The organism is Candidatus Nealsonbacteria bacterium (genome assembly GCA_019923605.1).
GTDB lineage: Bacteria > Patescibacteriota > Minisyncoccia > Minisyncoccales > CSSED10-335 > JAHXGM01.
In genome coordinates, this window is sequence record JAHXGM010000003.1 from 26,878 (window position 1) to 43,613 (window position 16,736).

Annotated in this window: 18 protein-coding genes; 10 read left to right on the plus strand and 8 right to left on the minus strand. The window is 35.0% G+C overall.

Annotated features, from left to right (window positions below; translation table 11 throughout):
* From KY054_00900 to KY054_00940, 9 genes are all read left to right on the plus strand, one after another.
* Window positions 1-1,203: a type II secretion system F family protein gene (locus KY054_00900; GenBank protein ID MBZ1356317.1), complete on the plus strand. Its 1,203-nt coding sequence runs from the start codon at window positions 1-3 to the stop codon at window positions 1,201-1,203.
* Window positions 1,204-1,213: 10 nt separating this feature from the next.
* The gene (locus tag KY054_00905; GenBank protein MBZ1356318.1) at window positions 1,214-1,693 is read left to right on the plus strand and encodes a prepilin-type N-terminal cleavage/methylation domain-containing protein; all 480 of its coding nucleotides are present in this window, start codon (window positions 1,214-1,216) and stop codon (window positions 1,691-1,693) included.
* On the plus strand, window positions 1,686-2,162 hold the full coding sequence (locus KY054_00910) for a prepilin-type N-terminal cleavage/methylation domain-containing protein (GenBank protein MBZ1356319.1): 477 nt from the start codon (window positions 1,686-1,688) through the stop codon (window positions 2,160-2,162). The genes KY054_00905 and KY054_00910 overlap by 8 nt, the downstream gene beginning before the upstream one ends.
* Window positions 2,159-2,665 (plus strand): type II secretion system GspH family protein, encoded by a 507-nt coding sequence (locus tag KY054_00915; GenBank protein MBZ1356320.1) that lies wholly within the window; start codon window positions 2,159-2,161, stop codon window positions 2,663-2,665. The genes KY054_00910 and KY054_00915 overlap by 4 nt, the downstream gene beginning before the upstream one ends.
* Before the next feature lies 1 nt (window position 2,666).
* The gene (locus KY054_00920) at window positions 2,667-3,038 is read left to right on the plus strand and encodes a hypothetical protein (protein ID MBZ1356321.1); all 372 of its coding nucleotides are present in this window, start codon (window positions 2,667-2,669) and stop codon (window positions 3,036-3,038) included.
* A 33-nt stretch (window positions 3,039-3,071) separates the two neighbouring features.
* The gene (pilM, locus tag KY054_00925; GenBank protein ID MBZ1356322.1) at window positions 3,072-4,160 is read left to right on the plus strand and encodes a type IV pilus assembly protein PilM; all 1,089 of its coding nucleotides are present in this window, start codon (window positions 3,072-3,074) and stop codon (window positions 4,158-4,160) included.
* Window position 4,161: 1 nt separating this feature from the next.
* The gene (locus tag KY054_00930; GenBank protein ID MBZ1356323.1) at window positions 4,162-4,701 is read left to right on the plus strand and encodes a hypothetical protein; all 540 of its coding nucleotides are present in this window, start codon (window positions 4,162-4,164) and stop codon (window positions 4,699-4,701) included.
* 65 nt (window positions 4,702-4,766) lie between these two features.
* Complete coding sequence (locus tag KY054_00935; protein MBZ1356324.1) at window positions 4,767-5,222, plus strand: hypothetical protein; 456 nt, start codon at window positions 4,767-4,769, stop codon at window positions 5,220-5,222.
* A 1-nt stretch (window position 5,223) separates the two neighbouring features.
* Window positions 5,224-5,769 carry a hypothetical protein gene (locus KY054_00940; GenBank protein ID MBZ1356325.1) on the plus strand — a complete coding sequence of 182 codons (546 nt, stop codon included), beginning with the start codon at window positions 5,224-5,226 and terminating at the stop codon, window positions 5,767-5,769.
* 48 nt (window positions 5,770-5,817) lie between these two features.
* Here the strand turns inward: KY054_00940 and KY054_00945 are convergent, their stop codons facing one another.
* The 8 genes from KY054_00945 to KY054_00980 form a co-directional block, all read right to left on the minus strand.
* On the minus strand, window positions 5,818-6,123 hold the full coding sequence (locus tag KY054_00945) for an RNA-binding protein (protein MBZ1356326.1): 306 nt from the start codon (window positions 6,121-6,123) through the stop codon (window positions 5,818-5,820).
* A 357-nt stretch (window positions 6,124-6,480) separates the two neighbouring features.
* Window positions 6,481-7,548 carry a redox-regulated ATPase YchF gene (gene ychF / locus KY054_00950; protein MBZ1356327.1) on the minus strand — a complete coding sequence of 356 codons (1,068 nt, stop codon included), beginning with the start codon at window positions 7,546-7,548 and terminating at the stop codon, window positions 6,481-6,483.
* 41 nt (window positions 7,549-7,589) lie between these two features.
* On the minus strand, window positions 7,590-8,096 hold the full coding sequence (locus tag KY054_00955; protein MBZ1356328.1) for a host attachment protein: 507 nt from the start codon (window positions 8,094-8,096) through the stop codon (window positions 7,590-7,592).
* Window positions 8,097-8,120: 24 nt separating this feature from the next.
* Window positions 8,121-10,052 carry a ribonuclease R gene (rnr, locus tag KY054_00960; GenBank protein MBZ1356329.1) on the minus strand — a complete coding sequence of 644 codons (1,932 nt, stop codon included), beginning with the start codon at window positions 10,050-10,052 and terminating at the stop codon, window positions 8,121-8,123.
* A gap of 1 nt (window position 10,053) precedes the next feature.
* Window positions 10,054-11,844 carry a PAS domain S-box protein gene (locus KY054_00965; protein ID MBZ1356330.1) on the minus strand — a complete coding sequence of 597 codons (1,791 nt, stop codon included), beginning with the start codon at window positions 11,842-11,844 and terminating at the stop codon, window positions 10,054-10,056.
* 50 nt (window positions 11,845-11,894) lie between these two features.
* Window positions 11,895-12,644, minus strand: coding sequence for a PD-(D/E)XK nuclease family protein (locus tag KY054_00970; GenBank protein MBZ1356331.1), 750 nt, complete (start codon window positions 12,642-12,644; stop codon window positions 11,895-11,897).
* A gap of 526 nt (window positions 12,645-13,170) precedes the next feature.
* On the minus strand, window positions 13,171-14,028 hold the full coding sequence (locus KY054_00975) for a hypothetical protein (protein ID MBZ1356332.1): 858 nt from the start codon (window positions 14,026-14,028) through the stop codon (window positions 13,171-13,173).
* Window positions 14,029-14,177: 149 nt separating this feature from the next.
* Window positions 14,178-15,110, minus strand: a complete 933-nt coding sequence (locus KY054_00980; GenBank protein ID MBZ1356333.1) for a DUF1861 family protein — start codon at window positions 15,108-15,110, stop codon at window positions 14,178-14,180.
* A 194-nt stretch (window positions 15,111-15,304) separates the two neighbouring features.
* On the opposite strand from KY054_00980, the gene KY054_00985 reads away from it, so the two are divergent.
* Complete coding sequence (locus KY054_00985) at window positions 15,305-16,714, plus strand: IS66 family transposase (GenBank protein ID MBZ1356334.1); 1,410 nt, start codon at window positions 15,305-15,307, stop codon at window positions 16,712-16,714.
* Window positions 16,715-16,736: the final 22 nt, after the last annotated feature.

Below are 16,736 nucleotides of genomic sequence, written 5' to 3' on the forward strand. Positions count from 1 at the left end.
ATGAAATATAAATACGTTGCCATAGATAATAATGGAGAGCGAACCAAAGAAGTGGCGAATTTTGAAAATGAAACTGAACTTTCAAAATACCTTCACTCTAAAGGTCTCTTCCTTGTTTCTGCAGAACCAGTCAAATCTTCTAAAAAAGCATCTATTAGTTTTTTTAAAAAGGTTTCTCTTTCCGAGAAGATGTTTTTTATTAGACATCTAAAAGTAATGATATCAGCAGGACTTTCCCTCTCTAAGGCCCTTGATGCTCTTGAAAAACAAACTAAAAATAATTTCCTAAAAGAAGCCGTCATTACAATAAAAGATGATGTAAAAAGTGGTAAAAGATTTTCAGAAGCACTTTTAAAACATCCTGCAATCTTTTCTGAATTTTTCTATAACATGATTAGGGCTTCAGAAGAATCTGGAACAACCGAAGAAGTATTAGGAATTCTTTCTGATCATATAGAAAAGGAGTATTCTCTAAAATCAAAAGTAAAAGGAGCGCTAATTTATCCTGCAGTAATCATTTCAGCCATGCTTGGGGTCGGAGTAATCATGTTAGTCTTTGTTATTCCTCAATTGGCTCAGACCTTTAAAGAAATGGAACTTGAGCTGCCCAACTCAACTCAGGCGATAATAAGTATCGGTGGCTTTCTTGCTAATAACTTAATTCTTATCCCCGTTGCTATTATTGGAATAGCCTTTTCTACGACCCTATTCCTTCGAACAAAAACCGGAAAAAGAGTTTTTAGCTGGATATCACTTAAAATACCTCTCATAGCTACTTTTACAAGAAACACGAGTTCAGCACATATTAGTCGTACACTTAGTTCTCTTCTTAATTCAGGTACCTCTATTACAAGAAGCCTAGAGATTGTTACAAACACTTTAGGTAACCTATATTTCCAAGATGCAATAGCGGCAACTTCGGAAAAAGTGAAAAAAGGGGAAAAGCTCTCTAAGGCGCTAAGCCAATATGATGACATTCTCTCACCACTCATTATTCAAATGGTGGAAGTCGGAGAAGAGACTGGAGAAACATCAAGCCTTTTATTGAAAGCAGCTGAATTCTTGGAAGAAGAAGTTGAAGCCACAACTAAAAACTTAACATCAATAATTGAGCCGATTTTAATGATTCTTATCGGTGTGGCTATAGGATTCTTTGCAATTTCTATGCTTCAGCCAATGTATTCAATGTTGGGAGCATTTTAAGATTAATAAAATGAAAAAAGGATTTACATTAATTGAACTTCTTATCGTCATTAGTGTTGTAATGATATTGGTAGCAATATCATTTCCTATGTTTTCTTTTTTTCGAAAAGAATCTGAATTAAATAGTGCTTCTGAAGAGATAATAAGTATTCTAAGAATTGCGCAAAATAGAACCATATCCTCAAAGCAAGCAAATAGCTGGGGAGTATATTTTAACAGGACGACATCTCCAGAAAGCATAACCCTCTTCAAGGGAAAAAGTTACGCCACCCGAGAAAGTGGCGAGGACAAGAGAGCATTACTTCCCCTATCAGTTGAAATGTTTGAAATTGATTTTCAAAATATAGGGTCCGAGGTGATATTTGAAAGGATAACCGGAAAGGCTATTCAGGTTGGCCACATAGCCATACGAATAATTAATGACCCCAGAAAAGAAAGATTAATCTGTATAGGGCCATATATAATTGGACTTTGCCAAGGATATGAATAAAATAAAAAACAATAAAGGAATGACGATCGTGGAGGTTTTAGTAGCTATTGGGGTTATTGTAATAATCTTTGGAATTATGTCTGGGCTATCCATATTCTCTCTACGAATCACAAATTTAGCCAAAGAAACCTCTCAAGCAAACCATTTAGCCACAGAAGCAATGGAGGCTGTTAGGTCATTTAGAGATGGAACTGATTGGAATATTAATGGTTTAGCCTCACTAACGCTAGCCCCTCAGGAATATCATCCGGAAATAATTAATGACTCTTGGGCTCTAGCGCCCGGTGACCAGGAAATAGATGGTTTTAATCGAAAAATAATAATCAATGAAGTAAGAAGAAATATTTCGGGAAATATTATTGAATCTGGCGGATCAGTAGATCAAGATAGCAGAAAAATAACTGTTATAGTTTCCTGGAAAGATCAGGAGGTTAAAATCATCAGCTACTTAACTAACTGGAGACAATGAAAAATATAAGAAAAAGAGGATTTACCCTAATAGAGGTGCTAACCTATATAAGCATCTTGATAATTGCTACTTTGGCAATTTCATCTTTCCTTATCTGGATGATACGGTTCAATATCAATATGAAAACCTTAAGAGAGACACAGCACTATACCGAAAGAGCGATGAGAATTATGAATAACGAAATAAAGTTCTCTACTATGATAATCGATGATAATAGTAATTTCAATAATCATCCAGGAAAAATATCTATTAAAAGTTCTGACGGATCTATTACAGATTTCTTTCTTTACGACGGTCTTCTTTATATAGAGAAAGAACTGGATAAAACGCCGTTATTTCCAGACTATATTACGATAACTAATTTAATTTTCAGAAAAATCACCAATAAGGAAAGAAATTCGATTCAAATAGAAATGACAGCGGAACATAAGGGACCAATCAATCGTCCTGAATATCAATCAGTAATTAATATGAGGTCAACGACTTCATTAAGAATATATTAATATGAAAAGACAAAAAGGATTTGCTACAATACTTGTTGTTATAATGGCACTATCCATATTTATAATTATAAGTATGAGCCTTTTCATAACGACCTTAAGTCAGCAAGTAATCGCTAATAACAATGTCAGATCCAGTCAAAGTTATTATGTAGCCGAAGCTGGAATTGAAGATGCTCTCCTAAGACTATTAAAAGACCCCTCTTTTCTAGGTTCTTATGAACTAACTGTTGGCGATAAAAAATCCCAAGTGGAAATAAATCCTATTGGAACATCAAGAAGGGTTTTATCAACAGGAAATGTTTCAAGACGCATAAGAAAATTAGAAGTAATATATTCAATATCTAATGTAGCTAGCTGGAGAGAAATTAAATAGAAAGATAAGCTATCGTATGTTATAGTAAATAATATGCTAGAACGATTAACATTAAATCCGTCATCATTTGGCCTTGATCTTTCCGATTCTTCAATTAAGATAATCAATCTTGAAAAAAGGAAGGGGGGGCCATATTGTTCAGCTTGGGGTGAAATGAAGCTTGAGCGCGGAATAATAGAGGCTGGGGAAATAAAAAATGAAGATGCTTTAGTTCAGGCCATTAAAAACGCGGTTTCAAACATTTATGGTGAAAAAATAAAGACAAAGCATGTGGTAGCTTCTCTTCCAGAAGAAAGATCATTTCTTCAAGTTATCCAAATGCCTAAACTTTCTGAAGAAGAAATGGTAAGCTCAATTCATTACGAAGTAGAAAACTATATCCCTTTATCAATAGATAATGTTTATTTTGATTTTCAATTGATAAGACCAGCGGGGCATAACATTAACCACGTAGATGTTTTAATTAATGCAATCCCCAGAGAAATAATAGATCCATATGTAAGATGCATTAAAAGAGCTGGCTTAATTCCGGGAGCACTTGAAATAGAGTCTCAGGCCATAACTCGTGCTTTAATAAATAAAAATAGGAGTGATATCCCAACTCTCATAGTTGATATTGGTGAAAATAAAACTATTTTCATCATATTCTCTGGAACTAGCTTAAGATTTACGTTCTCCTTCCCCTTCTCATCAAGTAAAATAACTCAGTCTATAGCAGAAAAATCAGCTGTTGATATGGAGACAGCAGAAGACATTAAAAGGAAATATAATTTACAAGAAGGCGGACGTGATCCTGAATTAAAAGATGTATTTGAAGCAATTAGGGAAAATCTTATTGACTTAACTCAAGAAATGAAAAAACATCTGGAATTTTATAAAACCCGTACAACTCATGAACATTTACCAAATTCAACTGGAGAAGTGGGCAAAATAATTCTTTGTGGAGGTGGATCAAACCTTAGAGGAATAGATAAGTTTGTTGAGGAAAGAGTTGGAGTAATCACCGAGATTGGAAATCCATGGACAAATGCCTCTAATGTTGTCACAAAAAAAGACTCTTTAAGTTTAGAGAAATCGTTAGGCCTTAGCACGGCGATAGGATTAGCATTAAGAGATTTTTAAAATGATTAATTTACTGCCACCAAAAGAAAAGAAGAATCTTTTAGATAAAAAAATTGAGAAGCTGATTACTATTATAGGCAGTATAACTTTATTCTTCTTGATTTTTTATCTCTTTTTATTGTTATCCATAAATATGTATGTAGAAACTATTCTAGAATCAGAATTGATATCGCTGGAGCAATTACAAAAAGATCATTTAAGCTCGGATTCATACCAATTACAAGAATCAATTGATAAATATAATAAGAAATTTTCACAGGCAAGAATGTCCTACGAAAATCAAACTTTTTTCACAAATGGCATTGAACAAATTACTTCACTTAAGCCAGGAGGTGTTTTTTTTAGAAATATTTCCCTAAAGAAAAGTGATGCTGGAATATTTTTTTCTATTTCAGGTTTTAGCAGAACAAGAGCTAATTTAATCAACTTTAGAGATAATTTAGAAGAAGCTGAAAAAATATCTGACGTTAATTTCTCACCGTTAAGCTGGGTTCGACCAAATGATATTGATTTTCAACTAGCCTTTGAATTGAAGCGATGAACAAAATAAAAAAACCTTATATATTAATAGGATTATTCTTACTTACCGCTATTATATTAATAAGGATGTTTATATTTCCCACAGTAGAAAAAATTGAAAAAGGATCTAGGAGAATCATTGAAACTCAAAGAGAATCATTACGATTAGTAACGCAAACAATGGAGCTAACAAAATTTGAAGAATCACTGGATCAATATCAACCCGATCTAGATAGAATTGACTCACTTTTTATTGACAGTCATTCACCCCTTACATTTATTCAATTCCTAGAAACAACTTCTCTAGAAACAAATACCGAGCTTGAAATTTCATCAATTATCACTCCAACAACTGAAACCAATAATTGGATACCGTTAACATTTAATATTATTCTAGATGGCTCTTTTAACGATGTAATGAAATTTCTAGAAAAGGTGGAACTTAGTGACTATTTAGTTCAATCAGAAAATCTAATAATGGCACTGGATTTAGATGAGGAAGTTATAAGAATGACCTTATCGCTAAAATTATTGACCCAATAGAATGAAGAAGGAAATTAATATTAATTCAATAGTAAAGAGTTTAAAAAAGACTAAAAAAATAGCCTGGTGGATAGGTGCGCATGTTTTCCATAGTGTTATGATAACGGTAATTATAGGCGTGATATTAGGATATATATTTTTTCACAGAAGTGTTATCTCAAATGATAGATTAATTTCTCAAATAGAACCAGTAATCTTATTCCATAAAGCTAATTATCAAGAAACTGTACGGATATGGGAAACAAATAACACAAAAAGGATTAAAATAGCACAAAAAATATATACTAACCCCTTTGAAGAGAGGATAGATTCTCCCGATAAAGACATTGAAGAAAGTGAAATAGAGAAGGAAGACCCGATTATCGATGATAAGAACTTTATCATCCACACAATAGTGCCTGGTGACAATCTTTGGATACTTGCAAAAAGATATCTTGGTTCAGGATTTAGATGGGTTGAAATAACCGACCTTGACGGTAACCCCTATCCCGATTGGAGGGCTAATATCTTAAGTATAAATGAGCAAGTAAAAATACCTACTAGATAACAAAAGAACCCTAAAAAGGGTTCTTTTGTTTTTAGAATTAATCCGTGATTAGAAATCTCTCTTTCCTCCGAAATCTCTTTCTCGGCTTCCTCCGTTGTCTCTTGGAGTCATTGGTTTTGCTTCACTAACGATAAGATTTCTTCCGTCAACTTCTTTTTCGTTGAACATTTCGATAGCTTTAGTAGCTTCTTGGTCTGTTGACATTTCAACGAAACCAAAACCTCTTGATCTTCCTGAAAACTTGTCTTTAATAACATTAGCAGACTCTACATTACCTGCTTCAGAAAAAATGCTTTTAAGCTCTTCGTCTGTGGTAGAGTAAGATAGGTTGCCGATGTATAACTTCTTGGCCATTGTTTTTATTTTGAATTTTAATAACGACCTTTCCCCTAACCCTCTCTTTGCTCTAGGTCGTAAAAACAGCCTTGAAAGCTTACGAGAATGGTTCTCTGGGCTAAGTTCAATAAATTGAACTAACTTCAGTATATTCTAAAACAAATAATTGTCAATTCAGAACAGCAAATGCAAAAACAATGACCTTATCCGGTCCTCTAGTTTGCCTCCAATATCAACCCGTTTAAAATAATATGCTCTTATTATGCTCAACTCTTCCTTGTCCCAAAGGTTAATCTCTTCTACTTCTATCAGTTTCATTTTATTTTCCATAAATCTTTGTAATTTAAAAAAGGGGATTTGTGTCAACTAATAATTTTAAGCGTTGTGCTTGATTTCTATAACGTCTCCGTCACAAACTATATAGTCTTTCCCCTCAATTCTTATCAGACCCTTCTTCTTAGCCTCTTGAAAGCCCCCTACCTCTATTAATTCTGTCCATTTTATAACTTCCGCTTTAATGAAGTGTTTTTCAAATTCACTATGAATTTTTCCTCCAGCTTCAGGTGCTCTAGAGCCTTCTTTTATCTTCCATGCCCGAACTTCTTCTGGTCCTGCAGTAAAAAATGTTACAAGTCCTAAAAGTTCATATGACCTTCTAATTAATTCATCTATCTTAGATAACTCTGGAAGACCAAGTGCAATACGTTCATCATGTGTAAAACCCGCCGTTTCATGCTCCTCTAAGAGATCAATGACTAAAAAAAGAACTCCTTTTTTATTGAATTTTTCCACCAAATCAGGAGAAAGATCTGAGTCTTTTCCATTTAGAAGATATAGTCTTGGTTTTAAGGTTAAAAGTTGATAAGGTAAAAGAATTTTCTTTTCGTCTTTTTCAAACTCTCCTTGATAAAGAAATTTTCCTTCCTCTAGCATTTCCTTGGCTTTTTTAAGAACCGCTACTTCAACAATTGCTTCTTTCTTTTGAGCCCTAACTTCCTTTTCCAGGCCATGTATTCTTTTCTCAAGCGTCTCAATATCTTTTAGTCCAAGTTCTGTGTCTAAGAGATTCTGCTCTCTTAAAGGGTCAATTTCATTTCTAACGCTAATGATATTATCATCCTTGAATAACCTTAAAACGTAAACTATTACATCTGTTTCTCTGATATTAGCTAAAAACTTATTGCCTAGTCCCTCGCCTTTACTAGCCCCTTCAACTATTCCAGCAATATCTATAAATTCCACTGTAGAATAGGTTTTCTTTTTAGGCTCTATAACTTTGGCTATTTCCTCTAAACGATCATCGGGAACAGAAACAACCCCAACATTGGGGTCGATAGTACAAAATGGATAATTAGCACAATCCACTTGCTTCTTTGTAATGGTTTGAAATAAAGTTGACTTTCCGACATTCGGAAAGCCAACAATTCCGATAGAAAGAGACATTTTTTTACTTAATCACATTTACACCAGAGCAGTATACTCTTTTATCTATTTTTTTTCAATATCTTTTTTACGGTCTCACTAATAATACTAGGTCTCTTCTTATCTATCTCTCTTTTTATCTTTTTTAAAAGATCAAAAGGATGGACTTCTGTAAAATTACCATTCAAAGAAAGAACTATTTTCGATTGCATTTCTTTTGATAATGAATCTCGAAGATCATTCTTCATATAGTCAGGAGAGAAAACATAAATATTTTCGGGCTCTTTTTCTTTAAAATTTTTATCAATTAAAACCCTTAATTCTTTTAAAAATTTATGAATAAATTCTTGCTTGTTCTCTTCAAGCGTGCCACCATAACCAAAATTCATTCCCTTTCCTCCTCTAGCAAAAAATCCTTCGTTGTCGGAATATTTTAAATTTTCGAATTTAAAAGAGTCGAGTTTATCAATCATCCCTTTGTGAACAAAATATATTTCAGCAGACTGACCTCCTGTAACAATAATGAGCGATTTTTTTGTGAATTGTGGTAATTTTTCAGATATTTGCATATTATTTTTAAATTATCTTATTGATTATTTAGCAAAAACATAATCTAACCTTTTCTGCTCTACATCTCCTCCCTTAACTTTGAAGTTAACCTTATCTCCTAGTGCATATTTCTTTTTCGTTCTTGACCCAATAATAGCAAAGTTCTCTTTATCAAAGACATAAAAATCATTTTTCATCTCTTTTAACCTAACCATCCCCTCAGATCTAGTCTCAATATCTTGAATATATACTCCCCAATCAGTAACCCCGGAGATTATACCCTTTCTGGACTCTCCAATTCGTTGCAACATATACTGAGCTTGTTTGAAAGCAACCGATTCTCGCTCGGCAGATGATATTTCTATCTCTATCTGAGAAAGTGATTCGGCTGTTTCTTTGTAAAAAATTGTCTCACTCTTAGTGGAGGGCTTACCCTCTAACTTCTTCATCAATGACCTATGCACAAGAAGGTCTGCATACCGTCTTATGGGAGAAGTAAAATGCGCGTAATTCTTGATAGCTAAAGCAAAATGTCCCTTGTTATCAATAGAGTATATTGCCTTCGGCAATGATCTAACAAGAACTGATTTTGCTAAAAATTCTTCATCTGTATCTTTAATATCGGCTAATAAATCATTAAGATCCTTTGAAGTAGCGCTTGTTCCTTGAATTTTTAGGTTATGTCCAAGCTTTCGCAGAAACAAAAAGAGATTATCTAGTGCGTCCTTGTCAGGCTTATCATGTATTCTGTAAATACAGACGCGCCCCTTCGCCCTATCACTTAACACGTTGGCCACTTGATTATTAGCAAGAACCATTAATTCCTCAATCAAATTTTGAGTTGGAATTCCCTTCTTTGTATAAATTTTTGATGGTAGTCCCAAACTATCAAACTCTATCTTTATTTCTTCTTGACCAATTTCTAGCGAACCACTCTCCGTTCTTTTCTTATGAAGCTTTTGAGTCAACTGAAGTAACTCAATCAATTCATTGAAATAATCTCCTTTTCTTTGATCTATTGATTCTTGAGCCTCTTCATAATTGAATCTTTTATCTGAATTTATGACGGTTTTACCAATCCAAGTATCTTTTATTTCGCCTTCAGGAGTTATTTTAACTATTACTGAAAAAGTTAGTTTGTCTTCATTTGGATTCAAGCTACAAACATCATTGGAAAGAACCTCGGGAAGCATAGGTATGGTTCGATCAGGAAGATAAATAGAAAATCCACGCTTTCTTGCTTCTTCGTCAATGGGGCTTTTTTCTTTTACCCAATGAGAAACGTCAGCAATATGTATTCCAACTTCATAAAGATCATCTGATAGTTTTTTGTACGATATAGCGTCGTCGAAGTCTTTTGCATCAACTGGGTCAATGGTAATAGTCAACGCGTCTCGAGTATCCCTTCTTTTTCGAAACCCTCTTTCCATTTCGGTAGGATGCATTCTTTTAATTTCAGCTGCTTCTTTGTCAACTTCTTCAGAAAAAGATATTTCAAAACCTTTTTCTATTACAATCGACTCCATCTCAACATCATTATCTCCCTTTTCTCCAATTATCTTAATAATTTCACCGACTGGATTTTTCTTTGAGTCTTTCCATTCTATAATTCTAACTAAACATTTTATATTATCTTTAACTCCCTTTGGAGTATTAGGTATAAAAATATCTACATACATCTTCGGGTCATCGGCGATAAGGAAAGAGAATTTCTCTTTTTTCTTTCTTTCAATTGTTCCCACAAACTTTTCCTTCTTCCTCTTTGTGATAGCTATTACTTCACCCTTTTGTCTTTCACCGGTAACTGCAGGTGATAAAACAATCTCCACTCGATCGCCATTTAATGCAGTATTTAAAAATTGAAAAGGTATAAAAATATCTTCTTCTAAAAAATCCGTAGCAACATAACCGGATCCAAGTGATGTTATAGTTATGACTCCTTCTATAATTGTTCCACTGTCTATTTCTTTTTTCATATTAAACTATTAATTCATTTTTACCTTCAACTTCCTTCATCTCTGCCAGGGGTATGGTGAAATAAAAGACTGAGCCTTTTTTCTCATCCTCTATTTGAGGGTTAGGAGATTCAAACCAAATCTCACCATCACAATTATTGATTATTGACTTAATAATATAAAGATCTAATCCTGCTCCATATATTTCTTTGTTCTTTATATTGCTGGCTCTAAAGAATTTAGAAAATATCTTATTTTGATCTTCTCCTGGTATTCCGTACCCATTATCAGCAATTTTAAAATGAAGAGCTTGATCTTTAATACCAACTTCTATCCAAATTTTACCACCTGGGTCATTATATTTTATAGCATTTGACATTAGCCCTCTCAAGATAACACTAATAAGCTTTTTATCCGCCTTAATCTCTGGCATATTAGCTGGATATTTTTTATCTATAGTGACTCCTTTATCTTTCATCTCCTCACTAGCTTCTTCCAAGATTGATTCTACCGATTTTAAGAAATCCATCCTTTGAGGAGATATACTTAAGATTCCTAAGTCCAAGGTTGTAACATTAAAGAATGCATTAATCATTTTAATTATTTTCTTACTTGATTCGTATATCCTAGATACGTACTTGTTTTGCTCCTCATTCATTTCACCAACACCCCCCTCAAGAAGCATAATTGAGCACCATCTAATTACTGATAAAGGCGTTCGTAATTGATGGGAAGAGACAGAGATAAACTCAGATTTTATCTTATCAATCTCCTTGGCTGGAGTTATGTCACGACTTACAGCGAGAACAGTTCTAACCTCCCCCTTCTTGTTTAGCTCTGGTATTAAGCGAATATTATAATACTTTCTTCCATACAAAGCTGACTGTTCCATATAAATTGTCTTTTCCTTTCCACTGCTAAAAACTGATTCCAAAGATTCCTTCCATATTCCAACATTTTCTTCACTTAAACCAACTTCGCCAATTCCTTTCCAAAAAAAACTTCTAGCTGGAAAGCCTAATTCTTTTTCTACTGCGGGATTAATATAAATATAGCGAAGTTCCCTATCGAAACGAGAAATTATGTCTGGAGATCGTTCTACTAATATTCTAAATTCTTGCTCTCTTTGATGAAATATATCTTCAACCTGTTTTCTTTGAGTTATATCTCTTATAATAATTAAATCTGCTCCCTTGCCTTCATACTCGATTGTTCCTGCATTTAATTCAACATTTATTCTTCCACCAATCTTATGTTTTAAAAGAGTCTCATAAATTGAAGGGACACTTTTTCCCGTCATCCTTATTTTATATCGATCGATAATAGGTAATGCACTCTTATCGGCCATATAATCACTAAGCTTTGTTCCAATTACTTCAATAGCTTTATAGCCAATAATCCTTTGAATTCTAGGATTAGCATACTTTATAATACCGTCCTGATTAATCACTATTCCATCATTGGCCCTTTCTACAAGATTACGATACTTTTCCTCGCTCTCTTTAAGTCCCCTAATTATCATTCTCATACGCTGGGTCAAAAATACCGCTAAAATATATATCAAAGAGCCAAAAAATATCTCTATTAGTATTATTGATGCAATTTTATTAGTAGTAAAAAAAACTGTAGCCCCTACTATAGCTATAGATAAGAAGCCTCCAAAAAAACCAAAAAGAAAGGTTGATATAACAACCAGGGCCATACCGAAAACTAAAATAAAGGAATGCAAAAAGCTAAAACAAGTCACTAAAAAAAGGCCAAAGACGATAAAGAGAAGGGAATATTTTAAAAGTAGTTGCTGTTTTTTTGTCATAGCTGAATTATAACCTTTTTTTATAATATAAAAAATGAAATATATTAACCTTATTCAAAGTTTTTCACTGCTTCTCGGTATTTACAAAAATCACAATCCTCTCCTGATGAGGGGATTTCATCTGAATTAAGACATTCGTAAAGAGAAAAAATAGTTTGCTCAATCCAAGATATGTCGCCTGTATAAGGAATGATCTTAATATCAAACTCCAACTTGCCATCAAAGGCTTCCCTGTCCGTTTCACCATTGCAATAAACAAAGTATCCAGTTTCAGAAACTTTAAAATCATTCTTAATAAAAAGCCATTGGTATATCTCCATTTGTCTTTTATAGGCTATTTGCCAATCAGCATCTATTCCGACTTCTCCAGTCTTTGAGGTGGCCTTGTAATCAACAATAATCAATTTACCTTCGGGATCAACCCAAACATCATCAACTCCTCCAGTAATCATTAAGTTGGTTGGCTTATGTAAATATGTTATTCCAGCTCTTAGGGCATCTCTCCATACCTCCATTTTTTCATGCCAAAAAGGAACCGCATCTATTCCATAGGTCTTCATTAGGGGGTGCGCTGTATTGTTAGTTCTATGAATATCAAACTCTTTCTTTAAAAGAATATCTACTGCTGAATTTAACGAAAATGGATACCCTGGAGGCTGACTAACTCCTAGTCTTCGATCTAAATAAAAGCACCTTGGGCAGTTCAAAAAAAGATCGATTTTGCTTCGACTTAATCTAAAGGGTTTTTGGGATCCAGGAATATATATATTGGATCTTTGTGGATTATAATATTTAGACATTCTTTTTTAATATTTAGATAATGCTCTATCTCTTACCTTTATATCATATTTATCAGAAAGTCTGGCATTTATTTCCAAGACATAAAGAACCGTCTTTGCTGGAAAAAAAGATTAAGGACAAGCATTGGGAGAAACATCTTTCTCTATGTGAACAACTATTAAGTTCTCATCGAGCTAAATAATATCGATAAGAAAATTCATTCCCTTCATCTAAATTCCATAACCTCCTTGCCTTATGTTCAAAAAGCATCCCCGCCTGAAAATATAGCAAATCTCTATGTGAAAGACCCAACTCCTCCTAAAAGGCTTATAAGTATAGTCTAGCATTTTTTTCAGTTTTACGCCCACCATATCTGCGTCCGTTTGTGTCGGCCCGAGGTATAAATGCAATGTGGCCTGTACTAGGGGGCAGACAAATCAATATGTGCTTGGCCCACCCACCTAGTCCACACACGACCATTCCAACTGTTTTAAAGAAATATTATAAAAGGTAAGAACTCTTTTAACAATTATATAAATTCAGATTTTACGGATTGCAGTGCCCGCAATATTTTGGATCTGCGAGGTCACCGTATTTTGTGACAGGTTTTTGGGTTGAGAAACCACACTTTTCACAATGATATATGTCATAAATTGGCAAATCGGTGGGAATCTTACATAAAGAGCACGGCAAACCTTTTTCAAAATCAACAGCAACAAATCCTGGCGTTTTACATTCTGGGCAAACTGATTGAATATTTTTAAGTAAATCTATTGTCGCTTTTTCTATAGCTTTCATTCGAATTGGATTTTTATGTGCTCGCATGTCTGTTTCAATGAAAATCTTTTTTACAAAAGGTCTGGAAAGCATTTTCTTTGCCCGATAGGAAAGCTCGTCTAATGTAGAAATGTTTTTATATATTTCAAATTTACTTTTCTTCCCAGATTTCAAAATAATTCCAAATTCAGGAAAATTATGTTTTATAGCAAAATTAACAGCTTCATCGACACTTGTTACATATGCCCCGTCCATATTTGTTTCAGATGTTCGATGATGTCCTCTAATTTCAAGCGTATTTTTCTTATCAATAAACAAAATGAGTTCGAGATTTGATTGAATAAACGGAATGGAAGGGTGTGCACCAAAACTTCCCTCACTTGCTATTGCCATGTCGGTATTTGTTAATTTCATTGCCGCATATGCTTTCTTTTTTGCTACCTCAAGCTGATTTCCAGCTCTTTTTATTTCTCCAGAAAAAGTCCCGAATTTATCGGTGTTTAGATCATCAGCAATAACGGCCGTGACGCCGAGTTGTTCTTCAAGCAATGGGGCAATAACACGATCTTTTTTGTGCATTGTGGCGATAACAATTTTTCTTCCCGCAAAAAGTTTTTTACTGGTCATAGGATAGTTATTTTAAAAACTCATCGCTTAATACTCCCAACGCTTGGGCTATTTTTTAAAATGGTAGCAAGCGTCGGGTTACCTTTGCCTGCCTACTAAAACCTTGGCGCAGGTAAATTACTAATTTTATGAACGTTAGCGAACAAAATTTATGGACACACATGTGCAGAAAAAGGGTCTTTAATAGGACGTCGCGCAACATCTACATCATTTAGCCCCACGTAAATCATTGCCGTGCCATCACCTAGGCGAACAAGACCGCCTGGATAAACAACATTTTTTAAGTCGGCTCGCTTTGATTTTCCCGGGGGGAAATCTCCTCGGGACGCGATCTGCTCAACAGCTGATCTTTTTTGGGTCAGCGGATTATAGATGAATGCTGTCGCAACATAATGTGCTCCATCTTCATCTCGGCTTGCCTTATGTGCAAGTACCCCGTGGCATTCACAGTTTTCAGAAATATTCGCATACACAGCGTTCACGCCCTCCCATTCATCTTCTTCAAACCGATCCTCAAGCAAACACCCTCCTACTATATTCTCTGGGTTAAGTTCGTCCAGAGAGTCTAGTATTTTATAACAGATCTTTCCGCGACCATACTCGCCATTTTGTGGCCGCGTATAAACACCAATTTTTCCATCTGAAAGTCCAACAAGATGTATGTTTTTCATTCCTTCGGGGCCTTTTGTAAATTCCTGAAGTTCTTCCGGAGACTTACCACGATAAAAGATTTGCCTTAGACCAAGCAGTTTTGTCGGGTCTGTCTTATCCCAATCGGCCTGCACCATACTTAATATAAGCTCATCGCCTATACGAACAAGGTCGGGGTCTTCGCCATCAAATTTCGGCAACCGATCAACAACCCGAAATGTCCCTAAAGTACTCTCGGTAAAAAACATAATTCTGGCATCGGTGGCGTTTTGCCTAGATTCAACTCGTGCTGCCAACAACAAACTCCCGTCAGAATTCTCTAACACCGCCGGGTTATAAACATCCCTGTCTTCCGACAACCCTTCAAATTTAAGAATGATGCCTTTCTCTCTTTCCCACATCTCGTATGTTTTTTCCTTATTTAAATTCATAACTAGTTTATTATACAAAATTAACAACTAATGTCCATTGCCCACACAGGAGTGCGGGACAAAACCTTTTCACCACTGCGAATGTTGCGGATCTCGTTGAGCAGTTCCTTCCAGTAATTGCCTCCGCCCAGGGTAACCCCTCACACTTAAATGTGGATAACTGAAAAGAAATTCTTGCAAAATAATGGTAAAATATGGATATGTCCAGAGTTGAATTATCTAAAACAGAGATTAAAAAACGTCTAATTCGTCTCCGAAACATTGAATTTCTGTATGAAAAACAAAGATTAAAGATCCGGCATCTACGGGATGAAAATAGAGAACTGAGGCAAGAAATCAAGAGACTTAATGTCATTGTGGCTGATCAACAGAAAACCATCGATGATATGAAGCTCCAAATCGAAGAGCTTCGAGTGATGGTTTTCGGGAAGAAAAAGAAATCAAAAGAAATCGATGACAACGATCTAACTCCTCCGACAGAGAAAGTGGAAAGAACTAGTGACTCATTCAAGAGACCAATACCGACAGAAGTGACGGAAATTAAGAATCATCCGCTCAACCAATGTGCCTGCGGAGCAAAGACAAGTAAAAAGAAAACAGTCATTTTTTACGAAGAAGATATTCCAATACCAGCTAAAAAGATTGTATTGAAACATATTGTGGAAAAAGCTTACTGCACAAATTGCAAAAAATGGAGTACGGGTATTCCGCTCCCGTCTGCTAAAGTAATTCTCGGACCGAATGTCCAAAAATACACCTGTTACCTATCCACCATCTGCAGGCTTTCTTTTTCTCAAATCCAGGAAATACTGCAAGACACCTACCAGATTCATATCTCAGAGGGAGAAATTGCCAAAATATTAAACCGAGAAGCAGTCAAGTTGAGGCCTTTCTATGAACAGTTGAAAGTGAAAATCCGGGGAGAACCGGTCATTCATTTAGACGAGACTAGCTGGAAAATATTCATGGGAGACGGATACACTCCATATTCTTGGGTGATGAGTGGCAGCATTTCCAAAGAGAATGTTTTTCTGGTTGGAAAATCAAGGGGTAAAGGCAATACGGAACATTTAATCGGAGAAGACTTCAACGGTGTTGTGGTGTCCGATGATTACGGAGTCTACCGAAAACTGAACAAGCATCAGCTGTGCTGGGCTCATTTAATCAGGAAGTTCAGAGATTTAGCCAAGTCCGGAGAACTGGATGAAAAAACTAGACTGCATTGTAAAAATGAATACCAAAAATTGTGTTTGATTTACGAGGATTTGAAACAAAATCGAAAGATTGAAAAATATGCGGGATTTTCTGAAAGATTGACTAAACTTTCCCGCCTTAGAAAACTTGATCCGCAAAAACTGATTCGCGTGAAAACAACACTCGTTAAAAACATTCCTAAATATCTGACCTGTCTTTCTGATTCCAGAATTCCGCTCACCAACAACCAAGCCGAGAGATCGTTGCGGCATCTTATCTTAAAACGCAAAATATCTTTCGGCTCTTTGACTAAAAGAACGGCGGACAATCTAGCAATACTGCTCTCTGTTTTGATGTCGCTCAGGCAACGATTTCAATCCAATTTCTTTTTAGAGTATTTGAGGGTGTGAGGGGTTACGTTTAAAGATAAAT